General features: G+C 61.5%; 10 protein-coding genes. All 10 read left to right on the top strand.

Annotated elements, in window-relative coordinates:
• The first annotated feature begins 71 nt into the window (after window positions 1–71).
• The 10 genes from KGJ62_09690 (at window position 72) to KGJ62_09735 (ending at window position 14109) form a co-directional block, all read left to right on the top strand.
• Window positions 72–1727 carry a hypothetical protein gene (locus KGJ62_09690; GenBank protein MDE2126848.1) on the top strand — a complete coding sequence of 552 codons (1656 nt, stop codon included), beginning with the start codon at window positions 72–74 and terminating at the stop codon, window positions 1725–1727.
• A 63-nt stretch (window positions 1728–1790) separates the two neighbouring features.
• Complete coding sequence (locus KGJ62_09695) at window positions 1791–3440, top strand: hypothetical protein (protein MDE2126849.1); 1650 nt, start codon at window positions 1791–1793, stop codon at window positions 3438–3440.
• A 138-nt stretch (window positions 3441–3578) separates the two neighbouring features.
• Complete coding sequence (locus KGJ62_09700; GenBank protein ID MDE2126850.1) at window positions 3579–6245, top strand: hypothetical protein; 2667 nt, start codon at window positions 3579–3581, stop codon at window positions 6243–6245.
• 452 nt (window positions 6246–6697) lie between these two features.
• A complete protein-coding gene (locus KGJ62_09705; protein ID MDE2126851.1) occupies window positions 6698–9157 on the top strand; it encodes a phosphoketolase family protein in 2460 nt (819 codons plus the stop codon).
• The gene (locus KGJ62_09710; GenBank protein MDE2126852.1) at window positions 9154–10176 is read left to right on the top strand and encodes a fructose-bisphosphate aldolase class I; all 1023 of its coding nucleotides are present in this window, start codon (window positions 9154–9156) and stop codon (window positions 10174–10176) included. Before KGJ62_09705 ends, KGJ62_09710 begins: the two co-directional genes overlap by 4 nt.
• Window positions 10177–10577: 401 nt before the next feature.
• Window positions 10578–11201 carry a 4Fe-4S binding protein gene (locus tag KGJ62_09715; protein ID MDE2126853.1) on the top strand — a complete coding sequence of 208 codons (624 nt, stop codon included), beginning with the start codon at window positions 10578–10580 and terminating at the stop codon, window positions 11199–11201.
• Window positions 11202–11214: 13 nt separating this feature from the next.
• Window positions 11215–11712: a Rieske (2Fe-2S) protein gene (locus KGJ62_09720; protein ID MDE2126854.1), complete on the top strand. Its 498-nt coding sequence runs from the start codon at window positions 11215–11217 to the stop codon at window positions 11710–11712.
• Window positions 11709–11957 (top strand): hypothetical protein, encoded by a 249-nt coding sequence (locus tag KGJ62_09725; GenBank protein MDE2126855.1) that lies wholly within the window; start codon window positions 11709–11711, stop codon window positions 11955–11957. The genes KGJ62_09720 and KGJ62_09725 overlap by 4 nt, the downstream gene beginning before the upstream one ends.
• Window positions 11954–13060, top strand: coding sequence for a tellurite resistance/C4-dicarboxylate transporter family protein (locus KGJ62_09730; protein ID MDE2126856.1), 1107 nt, complete (start codon window positions 11954–11956; stop codon window positions 13058–13060). Before KGJ62_09725 ends, KGJ62_09730 begins: the two co-directional genes overlap by 4 nt.
• On the top strand, window positions 13057–14109 hold the full coding sequence (locus tag KGJ62_09735) for an MFS transporter (GenBank protein ID MDE2126857.1): 1053 nt from the start codon (window positions 13057–13059) through the stop codon (window positions 14107–14109). The genes KGJ62_09730 and KGJ62_09735 overlap by 4 nt, the downstream gene beginning before the upstream one ends.
• The last annotated feature ends 9 nt before the right edge of the window (window positions 14110–14118 follow it).

Here is a 14118-nt window from a genome sequence, read left to right on the forward strand (position 1 = left end):
CACTATAGGAAGACTTGCTCGCAAGCGCGCACCAACCGTAAACTCGACTGGGGTTCAAGGCTATGCAAGCAGTGCAACAGGCTCTTCCCGCGCCAACGATCGAAGGACCGAACACGCTGACATGGGTGCGCCGCTTCTCTACGTGGCCTGCCCGCGCGGCGGTGCTGATCGCTGCCGCATTGATGCTGGCGCCATTCACGGGTTGGATTGCGCTGCGGTCGATATCTCAGCCCAACTCGGCCTCCATGGCATATCGCGCATTTCCACGCGTACGGGCAGCGGTGCACAATGCCGGAACCGGGGACGGCGGTCCGCTGGCCGATCGCATCCGCCAGGTACTGCGCAGCCATCCCGAAGATATGCGGCTGCAGTTAGGTGCGGCGATGATGTCGGCGGACGAGGTGAGCGCACTCAGCATGCTACGTGCTGAAGGGCTGGCCAATCCCAATAATCCAATGCCTCTGGCGCTGGAACTCCGCCTCGCCATCAACTCCGACTTCCGGTTTACCTCCGTCGGCGGCGGCTTTTCCCTATTCGGCTCGGCTCAGCACGCTTCTGAAGCAACGGTTACGGCATTTGGCGCGGCCGCGCATCGTGGAGCGCTTCTTGACGCCGGTAACGGCTACTTTACGCTGATGGAGGCGATCGGCGATTCGCTGAACCATGATGACGCCGGCGCGGTCTGGTTGCTCCAGCAAGCCGCAGTGGCTCCGCGATTCGACGACTACTCCGAGCAGTCCATCCAGTGTATGTGGCATTTCTACCGGTCGCTTGGGTGGAACTGGAGCAGCATGATTCAGCTGGGCTTGACGCAGCAACTGATGTCGCCACAACTCCACGTATTCCTCGATTTTGCCGCCTACGCAAGCTGGCTGGCGACGCAGCAAGGAAGACTGGGCAATGAACACGCCGAGGCGGCAATCCGGTTGGCGATACTTGGCCTGGGCCGCCAAATCCGCAAACACAGCACCACCTGGTACGGCGCTGGTGTGGGCTGCCAGATCGTAAACGTGGCCGTCCAGGGCGTGGAGGCGGGGTACGATCGGTTCACGGAGGCAGTGGTAGACGAAGCCGGCAACTTTGGCGAGGTGAACCAACAGCGGCGCAACTTTGTTGGATGGCTGAAGCGACGGCACCTCTCGGCAAACGTTGCCGCCGTGATGGATGAGTTCCGGGCCGACGACCGCCTGGCTGAGATTGGGCGAAACCCGGATGCGACGGAGGCGGCCGATCATCTCATCACCAACCTCGCTTACTCCTGGGAACTTTGCGCCGCAGCGGGTATCTGCACGGTTTGGCTGCTGGTCGCCGGCGCTTGTGCGATGCTGGCTCGCAGCGCCAAATCGGTGGCGGGCCCCTTACTCGGCGTCGGTTTATCGGGGTTGCTGATCGCACTTTGGTGCGCGGCCAGGGTCTCCAGCGCACAACTCGAACGCCCGATATGGTTCACGGGCGGGCTTTTTCTTGGCGTGTTATTGGTCATAATGGCTGCGACCGTCACCGGCATCCTGCTGCTGAGGCTGACGGCAGGCATGGCTGCATCCCTGGTTCTGTTTGCCATGGCGCCGCTTGCCGCCGGCGCCTGGTGTGGCGCGGTTTACCACACGGCGGTCCTTGAGAGACAGGGCGCCGCACAGGCTGTGGCCATCGCGGCCGGCGAGCCGGCGTGGATGGCGATGCAGGCTGCCGCCCGTGGCGCGACGCAGCAGTCGCCTGGCGCACAGTGACATGTGGAGCAAACGGGCGATGGCAGGCTGAGTAAACCGACGCGCCAGCGAAGAGGCCACTCTATGATGGACGGCGTCCGCCGTTTGCTGCCGGCGGCTACTCCGGCACTGCTAGTCATCCTTGCGGCAGCACCAGCCACACGCTGGATTCTCGCTCGGCAAGCGGCGCCCGGCAACGATTCACTGCCTATCACCCGAGCTGAAAGCCTGCCGCTCAACCAGATGGCCGACCGTAAGGCGCTGCTGACGCTAGCTAACCGTCAGTTCGAGGCCGCGGCTGCTCATTCTAGCGATTATCGTATCCAGCTCGGCGCAGCCATCGCCACCTGGCAGCCGTCCTACGCGCTGCCGCGCCTTCGGCGACTCGAGCTGGCCTTCCCGGATAGAGCATCTGCGCCGGCGCTTGCCCTGCGGTTTGCCGCAGCACACGATATTGTGATCAACCGGCTGGAAGAGGGCATTCTTGACCCTACCGGCATGGTATACCGCGCGGGCTCTCCGCCCGCCCGGCCGGACTCTGCCCAGTTATCGGCATTTGAACGCGATGCCGCCGCCGGTCGGCGCCTTCAGCCCGATAATGCGTGGTTCCCGTTGATGGCTGCCGCTGGATGGTGCGCCGGCCGAGCGGATGATCGGGCTCTCGCAGCCCTGTCCGACGCGGCGCGCTGCAGCCGGTTCAGTGCTGCAACCGCCGATGCAGTAACCGCAGTGTGGGCGGCGGCTGCACTAACGTACGGCGGCTTGACCGGAACCGATCAGATGGCACTGCTAACTAATATTCACATGTGGCAGTACGTTCGCATCCGAGACCTGGTTCGCTGGGCAACGGCTCGGGCAATTGAGTTGGAGCAGAAGGGCGATTTCGCGGGCGGATTGAGGATACGTGAGGAGGCGGCAGCTTGTGCGTCGCTGATGATCGTCGGCGCCAGGACCCCGGTTGGTCGTCTGGTAGGCTCGGCGATTTTCGAAATCGCAATGGCCCGTCCCGGCGGTGCGCCAGCTCCGGCAGTGGGTTCTGGCGAAGCACAGCCGGCGGCGCGGTTGGCCGCCTTTATGGCATATCTCAGTCGGCACGGCTGGTCGAACCGGGCTGCGCCGTGGAAGACAGAAATGGTTGCGGTCGAACGCATGCGTGCTATTGCCACGGTGGCATCAGGCTCAGCGGGACCAGCCGAGGAGACGGTCCCCGTGAACAGGCGCCTGGCGGTGATCTGGCTGGCAGCGCGCATCGTGCTGTACGATTGGCTGTGGCTTTTCGCCATGTGGGCTGCCGCCAAACTTGCCGCGAGGTGGAGGACCGAAGCGGTTGGCGGACTTGTACTGGTCGCAGCTCTTGCTGCGTTGACCGCGTTTTGCGGATGGGTAGCGACTGCAGCCTCAACAACGACCTCGGCGGCGCTGCTGGTAGTGCTGCAGGGCTCCGTTCCTGTAGCAGTTCTGGTCGGGTCGCTGGCCTCCGCTACCCGCGCGAACCGGCCTGCTGTAGAGCAGTTGAGCGGTGTTGCACTTGCGGCCTCTACGATCGCCGGGTTGGCGTACGTGGTGCTGCTTTTCGTCCTGCTGCCAATTAACTTCCGCGAGCGCGGAATGGTGCACAACATGCTCTGGAGCGAGCCGGCCGTTGCGGCGCGGTCCGCCGGCATTCCCGCGCCCGTGCCGGCGGATTGGCGACCACTGTTGACCGCCCCGTCCCGCCAAACCGGAATCGGGTAGTATCCAGCCGCTGGGGTGCAGCGTGCCCAGATTACAGCGCAGTTGACGGCAGCCACACCACCTCACCTGGTTCTTTCGAAACGGCGGTTCGGCGTGTAATGCCACCTGCCTGGCTGCGACGTTTGCGGAGGAGACGCCATGAAGCTGATATCGCTCGCTCGAACACTCCTCTGTACGCTGCTGTTTGCAGGCCTCGCGCACTCGATCTGCGCAGCGCAGCCGCCTCCCGGCGAGCTCCTCCAGAACCCAGGTTTTGAGGGAGGCAGCGGCAGCGACGGACAAGGCGCCGGGATTCCCGCCTGGACGGCATTCGGCCTCGGTTACGACATCGATCGCGCCACCTACCGCTCTGGTGAGCAGAGCCTGCGGTGCGACAGCGTCAACGCCACCTCAATACATGGCGGCTACAGCAATATTGTGCTGAATCAGGACCGCGCTATCCCGGTGGTTGTCTCGGGCTGGAGCAAGGCAGACTCGGTGAGCGGACCGGCCAACGGCGACTATGCCGTGTACGTGGACGCCACCTATATGGATGGCACGCCCCTGTTCGGCCAGATAGCAGAATTCGACGCCGGATCACACGACTGGCAGCGCCGGCAGGAACTGATCCTGCCGGCCAAGCCGCTCAAATCGCTGATGGTGTACGCCCTGTTCCGTCTCCACAGTGGAACCGTTTGGTTCGATGACTTCTCGGTGCACGAGGTAAGCGGCGACGGTATCTACGACAGCCAGCCGTTGATGCCACTGCCGCATGAAGGCGACACCGGCCATGCGTTGCAGGTAGCGTCGGCCGGACTGGCGCTGGATTTCAGCAGCCGTGGCGTTATCGACGGTACCGAGTTGAACGGCGTAGACGTGACGCCGAAGTCGACCGGCGGTATCTACGTCCGTGACGTCGGCAGCGACGGACCCCTGAATGCCATGACGGGTACGACGGCGCCATACGGCAAAGGCGGAATGAGTATCGACATCCCACACAACAGCGATCTCGGCATATCGCTCAACGTCAAGTTTGAGCCGGTGGCCGGCGGAATCGGCGTCTCCGGCGAGATCGATGACCTCACCCACTCCGACCGGGCAGTCACCGTGTATGTTGCCATCCCAATTCGTGCAGACGGCTGGCTATGGGGCGACGACATCCGGCACAGCAACGTTGTTCATGGAGGTGACGAGTACACCAACCAGGTGCGGGTACCTGAGGGCGCAACGGGAGGCATGTCGCTCTATCCGTTTGGGTGCGTTGCACACCAGGGACAGGGCCTGGCTATTGCCAACCAGATGGACTGGCCCACGGTGTACCGGATATTCTACAACGGATCGTCACGGCAGCTGGTGATCGCCTGGGACTTTGCGCTCACCTCCAAAAGCGTGTCATGGCAGCCCCGCAATGCTCGGTTTGGCTGTACCGTCTATGCACTGCCCGCCTCCACAGCATCGTGGGGCTTCCGCGCCGCCGCCCTGGCATTCTACGCGATCAACGCACCCGATTACACGCGACGGGCCACCAAAGATGGAACCTGGCTGCCGTTTACCGATCCATCCACCATTCAGCAGCCTCAGGACTTCAACTTCGCCTACCATGAGGGCGATAACAGCCTCAAAGCGGATAACAACCTGGGGATCCTCGCGTTCCGGTACACCGAGCCGATGAGTTGGTGGATGGCGATGCCACCCTCCACACCACGTACCATGACGAACGCGGTGGCCGAGATGAAGTCCATTGCCGCGGATCCAAAGCAGAAGGACCACGCCATGGCGCAGGCCGTGCTCTCCAGCGGAACTCAGGATGCCGATGGCCAGTACAACCTGCAGTTTCAGAATCAACCATGGTCCAACGGCGCCGTATGGGTACTGGATCCCAATCCTGAGATCGCAGCCACGAGTGCGGCTCCAACCCGCGGCTCGCTAGCCTATTCACTGGCGCAGGGCGACGCCATGTACGGCTCCGCAGCGGCAGCAGCACGCGGGGTCCAGGCCGGCGAATACCTTGATTCCCTGGAGGGTTGGTCGGATATCGAGGACTACCGTCTCAGTGACCTGCAGGCAGCTACCAGCCCGCTGACGTTCGACGCTACCTCGCGCTCACCGGTTCTGCCGGAGTGGTTCAGCACATTTGAGTTTGCCCGGTTCCTGAGCAGCGACCTGCATAATCGCGGCAAGCTGCTCTTTGCCAACTACACGCCAATTCGCTTCAGCATCTTCTCGTCCATCCTGGACGTGATGGGGATCGAAGTGAACTGGCTGGGCGGTCCGACCGGGTTCAATCCCGACTCCGATGCGACTATGGACCTCCGCCGCACGCTGAGCTTCCAAAGGCCTTATCTGCTCTTGATGAACACCGATTTCAATGCGTTCAGCGCGGCGGATGTGGATCTCTATTTCCAGCGATCGATGTTCTACGGCATTTTTCCGAGCATGTTCAGCGCCAACGCCGCCACCAACCCCTATTGGCAGAATCCCACCTGGTACAACCGCGACAGGCCAACCTTCAAGCGATACCTGCCGGTGATCGACCAGCTCTCCAGCGCCGGCTGGCAGCCGGTAACATGGGCCGCATCCGCCAACCGAAACGTCTATATCGAGCGATTCGGCTCCCGGTACTTCACGCTGCTGAACAACAGCGACTCCGGCCAGACCAGTACGATCTCGATCGACATGGCCGGCCTCGGCGATACCGGCATGACGCCTACGGTGACCGATATGCTGAGCGGTGCGAGCCTGCCAACCACAGCAAGTAACGGCAGCGTTATTGTGAAGATCCACCTGGATGCACAGCACGCCGGCGCGTTGAGGCTGAGCAAGTAGAAGGACGCTAGGCGCCGTGCGAACTGGAGCGGGCCGCGCGGTGTTGGACGCTACCGATCACCGCCAGCCGGCCTCACGCTGCTGTTGAAAACTGCACATCCATTGCCGAATGAGGAGGAGCGCCACCGCCCGTTCGTAGTCGGTAACGAGGAGGCGTTTCGCACACCCTCGGGTCCCAGTGGCCTCAGGCTGCTGCGATTTCCGGGAGTGTGTACGCCCCGAAGAGGCGACACGACGGTCCCGGCGCCAATCGGTACCTGGCGCGGGATACGGGCTGATGCGCCATGTCCGAGTTCTTGACACATTCGGTAGTCGCCACCTATAAAGACCATTGCGATGCAGGAGCGCCAGTGCGCGGGCTGCACACGAACGGACTGCCGATGAAGGCGACCTCGATCGTCGGTCGAGATCGGCAGCTGCCACTCAGGCGCGGTGTATGACCCGACGGCCTCATGCGCCGTCGGACGCCACCGTGCTCGTCGGTAGCGACCTGGTCGACTGCGGGCGCGCTTGAATCCGGGCCATGGAGGGTGATCGTGGAGGTACAACGAGAACCGCTTGACAGCGATACGCTGCGGAGAATTGATGCCTACTGGCGGGCGGCAAACTACATCTCCGTTGGCCAAATCTACCTTTGCGACAATCCGCTTCTGAAGCGACCGCTGGAATTACGTGATGTGAAGCGGATGCTGCTGGGACACTGGGGTACGACGCCGGGGCAGAACTTTATCTATTGCCATCTCAACCGCGTTATCCGGAAGTTTGGCCTGGATATGATCTACGTCTCCGGACCGGGGCACGGTGGTCCGGCTGTAGTGGCCAATACGTACCTGGAGGGAACGTACAGCCAGGTTTATCCAAACATCAGCCAGGATGAAGATGGCCTGCGAAGACTGTTTACGCAGTTTTCATTTCCTGGTGGAATTCCGAGTCATGCTTCGCCGGAGTGCCCCGGCTCTATTCACGAAGGTGGCGAGCTTGGTTACTCCTTGAGCCACTCGTTTGGGGCGGTGCTGGACAATCCTGACCTGATTGTGGCCTGCGTGGTCGGCGATGGCGAGGCCGAAACAGGTCCGCTTGCCACTGCCTGGCACAGCAACAAGTTTCTGGACGCAATTACTGATGGTGCCGTGCTGCCGATTCTTCACCTGAACGGATACAAGATCAGCAACCCGACGGTACTGGCGCGCATCGAGCGCGAGGAACTTGAGGCGTTTCTGCGCGGCTGCGGGTGGTCGCCGATCTTCGTCGCGGGGCATGAGCCGGCCCCGATGCACCAGACGATGGCTGCCGCATTGGATGCGGCTATTGAAGATATCCGAGCCATCCAGCAGCAGGCACGAAAGTTGGGATGCTTCGTACGCCCGCGCTGGCCCATGATCGTTCTCGACTCCCCCAAGGGTTGGACGGGTCCCGAAGCCATCGACGGCCGGCCCGTGGAAGGAACATTCCGCGCCCACCAGGTGCCAATCACCGGGCTTGGCAACAATCCCGAACACCTGGCACTCCTGGAACGGTGGATGAGAAGCTACCGACCAGAGGAACTCTTTACCGAGGCTGGCAGATTGAACCCCGATCTGGCTGAGTTGGCGCCTGAGGGAAAGCAGCGGATGGGGGCCAATCCCCACGCAAACGGCGGCATTCTGCTCCACGAGCTGCGAATGCCGGATTACCGTGACTACGGCACTGAGGTACCCGTCGCCGGTACGCCCGGAGTGGGCGATACCCACGTGCTTGGCGCGTTTCTACGCGACGTCGCGCGCGAAAATGCCGACCAGCGCAATTTCCGTGTGTTTGGACCGGACGAGACGATCTCGAATGGTCTTGAGGCACTGTTCGAGGTGACGAACCGGCAGTGGGACGCCCGATCTGCTCCAAACGACGAATACCTGGCGCCGGGCGGGCGTGTGATGGAGATGCTGAGCGAGCATCAGTGCGAAGGCTGGCTGGAGGGTTATCTGCTGACCGGCCGGCACGGAGTATTCAATTGCTATGAGGCATTTATTCACATCATCGATTCCATGTTCAATCAGCACGCAAAGTGGCTCAAGGTCTGCTCACAACTGCCGTGGCGCCGGGAAATTGCCTCGCTGAACTATCTGCTTTCGTCGCACGTGTGGCGGCAGGATCACAACGGGTTTACGCATCAGGACCCTGGCTTTCTGGATCATGTGGTGAACAAGAAAGCCTCGGTCGTGCGGGTATACCTGCCGCCGGATGCAAACTCGCTTCTATCGGTCATGGATCACTGCCTCCGGAGCCACAACTATGTGAATGTGGTAGTCGCAGGAAAACATCCGGCACCTCAATGGCTTTCCATTGACGCGGCGGCCGCGCACTGCGCTGAGGGAATCGGGATATGGCAGTGGGCGGGGAACGACGAAGGCGCCGCACCGGACGTGGTAATGGCGTGCTGTGGAGACGTGCCCACGCTGGAGACACTGGCTGCTGTTGCTATATTACGTGAGCATCTGCCTAACTTGAAGGTGCGGGTGGTCAATGTGGTGGATCTGATGCGGCTGCAGCCGCAATCGGAGCACCCGCATGGTATGAGTGATGTCGATTTCGACCTGATGTTTACCAGGGGACGGCCCGTGATCTTCGCGTTTCACGGTTACCCGAGCCTGATACATCGGCTTACCTACCGGCGCACGAATCACGCAAACATCCACGTTCACGGGTACAAGGAGGAGGGCACCATCACGACGGCGTTTGATATGACCGTACTGAACGAGCTGGACAGGTTTCACCTCGTGATGGATGTGATCCGGCGTGTGCCGGAAATCGGCGATGGCGGCGTCTACCTCAAACAGCAGCTGGAGGACAAGCTGGTGGAGCATCGACAGTACATCTGCAGGCACGGCGAGGATATGCCCGAAATCCGGCACTGGAAGTGGGGCGATCAGGCATGACTGAGAACACCATTGTCACCACCGCCGCCGCGCTTGTGGCAAACGATCGGGGACTTTTGGCGATGGATGAGTCCAACGCCACGTGCAACCGTCGGTTTGCCGATCTGGGGATTCCCGAAACCGAGACGGCACGACGCGCATATCGCGACCTCATCGTTACGGCGCCCGGGCTGAACGAAGCAATCAGTGGGGCGATCCTCGCCGACGAGACGATTCGCGAACATACACTGAAAGGCATTCCGTTTGCGGAGGCTCTTTCCAGCCTCGACATCATTCCGGGGATCAAGGTGGATGCCGGCTCGGTCGATATGCCGGCGCACCCGGGAGAGAAAGTGACCGAGGGGCTGGACGGCCTCCGCGAACGGCTGGGCGAATACGCAAAAATGGGCGCGCGGTTTGCCAAGTGGCGCGCCGTGATTGCGATAGACCAGACAATTCCCAGTGAGGGGTGCATCCAGGCGAACGCCTCCGCGCTGGCCCGATATGCCGCGCTTTGCCAGGAGGCCGGTCTGACGCCGGTAGTGGAGCCGGAAGTCCTGATGGATGGCGCGGACACTCTGGAGCGGTGCAGTGCAGTCACCGAAGCCGTGCTACGCGCGGTCTTCCACCAGCTCTTTCTACAGCGTGTGCGGCTGGAGGGGTTATTGCTCAAGCCTAACATGGTACTGCCCGGTTTGGCGTGCCCTGAGCAGGATTCGGTGGATACCGTGGCTCGCGCAACTGTGGAGTGCCTCCTGCGCGCCGTACCGGCGGCCGTTCCGGGCATCGTGTTCCTCTCTGGCGGACAGCCCGACGAACTGGCCACGGCGCGGCTGAATGCCATGAACCTCCTTTTCAAGGGACGACTGCCATGGCCCGTGTCGTTCTCGTTTTCGCGCGCCGTGCAGCGCCCAGCGCTGGAGCTCTGGAAGGGTGAAGCCGCGAATGTGCCGGCGGCGCAGCGCGCGCTGGTCCATCGGACGCACTGCAATCGTGCCGCACGACGCGGAACTTACACCGCGGCCATGGAACGCGGGTAACCGCCGATCTGGTGCCGTGCGACGCGATCAAGGTGCACTCACAAATTAAGCTACAGTCACCACACGCACCGTGAGATCGCGTGCGGCGCCAGCCCGCGACCAAGTGACGCCGCGCGTCGTCGCGCTGCGGATCCGACCAGCGCATTCGGGTAGGTTACGGCAACGACAAGCGCAGCTCATCGGCGCACAGCAGCCACGTGACTGGCGATGACGCCTGGTTTTTCGGCTTGTTTCACGCCACGACTCGGTAGGAAGGCCCGCCGCAGTGCGTCAGGCTGCGACCGCAATTGCCGTCTATCTCGTCTCCATTGAGGCACCGGTATTTGGGGCCCGGTTCATAGGGATTGAGGTATGATTCGTTCGTACGCTTCGCGCCGATCCCAAAACGCGGGTGGCTGGTTATGGATAGCGTCTTCATCATCGACCCTGCCCGATGCATCGGCTGTCAGGCATGCGTTCATGCCTGTGCGGAGTGCGACACCCATCGTGGCGTCTCGCTGATCCACCTGGAGAGCATCAACCGGGCCGAGACCGTTCAAACCACGCCGCAGGTCTGTATGCACTGCGAAAACCCCACCTGCGCCCAGGTTTGCCCGGCCGATGCCATCAAGCAGACACCGGACGGCGTCGTGCAGTCTTCTCTCAAACCGCGGTGCATCGGCTGCAGCAACTGCGTCCTCGCCTGCCCGTTTGGCGTACCGAAGTACGAGTCTGCTGCGGACCAGATGATGAAGTGCGACCGGTGCTACGATCGCACTTCCGCGGGCAAACGCCCGATGTGCGCCACGGTGTGCCCATCCGAGGCTCTCTATTACGGTTCCATGGAGGAGTGGCGAGCTCGGCGCGGCGGTGCGCTGACCAACAAGTTTCGCTTTGGGCGGCAATCCGTCACCACCATGGTCTATATGGTCCTGCCCGGGAAGTCGGACGATGCCGCCATGCCGGTAATGGACGTACGACTCAGCGACATCGCGATCCGCTCCGGCCGGGTCGCCGCAGGCCAGACAGCGAAGGCGCCTGTATGACAAGGGGTCCAGCATGAGCGGCCGGGCAGAGGAAAAGTGGCGCCGGGATTTCCCGATCGCGTGGAGCAACGACAACTACATTGCGCGGCGCGAATTCACCAAGTTTCTTGTTCTTATCTCCGGAGCGGCCTTCGCGGGCAGCGGGTACTTCGTGCTGCTTCGAGCACGACGCCGGCGGGAGACGCATGCGCGGCCGGTTTTCATCGCCACGCAAGCTGAACTGGCGCCAGGTACCGTCAAGCTCTTTCGCTTTCCAACGGCCGATAGCCCGGCCATGCTGATCCGGCTATCAAACGGCGACTATGCAGCGTATCAGCAGCGCTGCACGCATCTCAGCTGCCCGGTCTACTTTGTGGCTGCCACGGGTCACCTGCAATGCCCCTGCCATAATGGCGCCTTTGACGCCGCGTCCGGCCGCGTGCTCTACGGACCGCCGCCCCGTCCCCTACCCAAGATCACACTTCAGCTGCGGGCTGGAAGAATCTATGCAACCGGGGTCGAGGCGACATGACCAACACCCCTGGCCGGATGCTTGAGCGCCGCCTGCATGCCCTCACCGCATTAATGTCCGTTGCGTTGGTGGTCCTGCTGGTTCAACTGTGGTTGTTGACCATTGCACTCGACGACTACCTGGCGGCTGGTACCGTGGTGGCCGTGCCGGCGTTCGTCGCTTCCGGAACCTGCCTGGCAATCAATGTCCTGATATTGCGCGTGCTCTACCGGGTTGATCGCGGCGCGAAAAATGACGTGCCGTGAACTATCAGGCCTCGGTCGACAAACTCAAGACGACCGCAATGCAGGCTAACGCGGCAATGTACCCGGGTTACTTTGCCCTGGTCATGGCCACCGGCATTGTTTCCACAGCTCTTCTGCTGACCGGGTACAAGACGGCCTCGGGCTGGCTCTTCGCGCTTAATACTGCCGCCTATCCAACGCTGATCGTGGCCACGGCGCTGCGTGCCGCGTTCTTTCCCAGGGCACTCTGGCGCGACCTTACGAACCCCGGAACCGTATTCCTATCTTTCACATTCGTGGCAGGTACGGGCGTGCTTGGCGTTCAGTTTGCCCTGCGGAGTTACACCACCATCGCGCTGGGTCTGTGGGCTGTGGCGGCCACCACCTGGTTGGTGCTGAGCTACTTCAGCATCGGAGTCCTCACCTTCAAGAACGCGCAGACGCCTCCTGAATCGATCAATGCTAGCTGGTTAATAGCTATCGTCGGCACACAATCTGTGGTTGTGCTGGGCACGATTCTCGCTCCTCACGTGCATGGCCAGAAGATCGCTCTTCTCGTGGCGATGTGCGGCATGTGGGGCATAGGCGTCGCCCTGTACCTTGTGTTCATCACCCTGGTGATCTACCGGCTCTTCTTTGTGCGCATGGACGCTGCGGAGATGATGCCGCCGTACTGGATAGTTTTGGGCGCCACTGCAATCAGTTCGCTTTCCGGCGCCACGCTTCTGCAGGCTGCCGGGAAGGTGGCTTTCCTCCATGATATCGCCCCCATGATTGAAGGGTTGACGCTGCTCTTGTGGGCCTGGAGCACGTGGTGGATTCCGATGCTGGTGATCTTTGGAATCTGGAGGCATGGCATACGGGGTGCGCCGCTGCGGTATCACCCCTCTTTCTGGAGCCTGGTGTTCCCCATCGGAATGTATACAGTGGCCACGTTTCGTCTGGCAGTTACGGCCGGCATTCCACTTCTGGCGTCCATTCCACGAGTCATGGTATGGGTAGCCTCTGCCGCCTGGACCGTCACCATGCTGGGACTGCTGCGCTCGATCGCGAACTGGATACGTGTCGCAGTCATCGCCGAAGACGGCAACCGGCAGCGGCATCGGACACCAGGGGCCGGATGATGACCGATCTGGACTACAAGGCAATCTTGAACGGAGCTTGCGCCTCAGCGCTGCTGGTGGTCGCCATCTATCTCGGATCGGGCCGTCTGAAGGACTTTGATCCAGCGCTTATTGCCTACACGAGTGCCGTTGTATTCGCAACTTTCGGCATTGTGTACCGATACTCGGTTTGGCTGCAGAAACCGCCTACGCGCCTTTACTGGCGGCGGGGTTGGCAGCTTTTTCTCCGTCCTACCCGCTTACCGCGCAATCTCCTTACGCTTGGCGGCGTCTTCTGGCGGAATATGGTCGTGCAGACCTTTATCGAGCGGCGAAGCCATGCACGGTGGCTGGCTCATTTTCTGCTCTCATGGGGATGCATCGTGGCTGTGGCCGTTACGTTCCCACTGGTCTTCGGATGGGTGCATTTCGAGGCGGATCCGCATAATCCCATTGCCTATCGGGCGTTTCTATTTGGCATACATGCCGGCACTTTCCCGGCTGCATCTGTGGTGGGCTGGATGACGTTCCATGTGCTGGATTTCTGCGCTGTCGCCGTGATACTTGGAATGGTGCTGGCCATGCGGCGGCGGATGGTTGACCGCGGCGCGATGACGGTACAGCAGTTCTCCATGGATTTTCTGCCGCTCATTCTGCTTTTCGCCGTCTCGATGACAGGGCTTATGCTCACCGTCAGCTCGCTCTGGCTGCGCGGCTACTCTTACAGCTTTATTGCACTGATACACGCCTTCAGCGTTATCGTGACCCTGCTCTATCTTCCGTTTGGTAAGTTCTTCCATGTGTTCCAGAGGCCGGCAAACCTCGGCGTGTACTTTTACAAGCTCGAGGGCGCCGACGGCTGTCAGGCAGCGTGCATCCGCTGCGGCTCGAGCTTCGGCTCGGAGATGCATGTGAATGACCTTAAGACGGTGCTTGCGGAGCTTGGAATGGACTACACGTTTGACGACGGTACGCACTACCACGATGTGTGCCCTGCGTGCAAACGGCGGCTGATGGCAACCAGCCAACTGGAGCGTCTTGAATCGGTTGGTGGTACCGGATTCGTCTGATCACCCGTA

This window comes from Armatimonadota bacterium (assembly GCA_028871815.1).
In the GTDB taxonomy this organism is placed as follows: domain Bacteria; phylum Armatimonadota; class Chthonomonadetes; order Chthonomonadales; family Chthonomonadaceae; genus REEB205.

What these genes read in the sequence shown, in the direction of transcription:
- KGJ62_09695 (MDE2126849.1), top strand. Translation starts at nt 1,791, where the DNA reads ATGATGGACGGCGTCCGCCGTTTGCTGCCGGCGGCTACTCCGGCACTG.
- KGJ62_09700 (MDE2126850.1), top strand. Translation starts at nt 3,579, where the DNA reads ATGAAGCTGATATCGCTCGCTCGAACACTCCTCTGTACGCTGCTGTTT.
- KGJ62_09705 (MDE2126851.1), top strand. Translation starts at nt 6,698, where the DNA reads ATGCGCCGTCGGACGCCACCGTGCTCGTCGGTAGCGACCTGGTCGACT.
- KGJ62_09710 (MDE2126852.1), top strand. Translation starts at nt 9,154, where the DNA reads ATGACTGAGAACACCATTGTCACCACCGCCGCCGCGCTTGTGGCAAAC.
- KGJ62_09715 (MDE2126853.1), top strand. Translation starts at nt 10,578, where the DNA reads ATGGATAGCGTCTTCATCATCGACCCTGCCCGATGCATCGGCTGTCAG.
- KGJ62_09720 (MDE2126854.1), top strand. Translation starts at nt 11,215, where the DNA reads ATGAGCGGCCGGGCAGAGGAAAAGTGGCGCCGGGATTTCCCGATCGCG.
- KGJ62_09725 (MDE2126855.1), top strand. Translation starts at nt 11,709, where the DNA reads ATGACCAACACCCCTGGCCGGATGCTTGAGCGCCGCCTGCATGCCCTC.
- KGJ62_09735 (MDE2126857.1), top strand. Translation starts at nt 13,057, where the DNA reads ATGATGACCGATCTGGACTACAAGGCAATCTTGAACGGAGCTTGCGCC.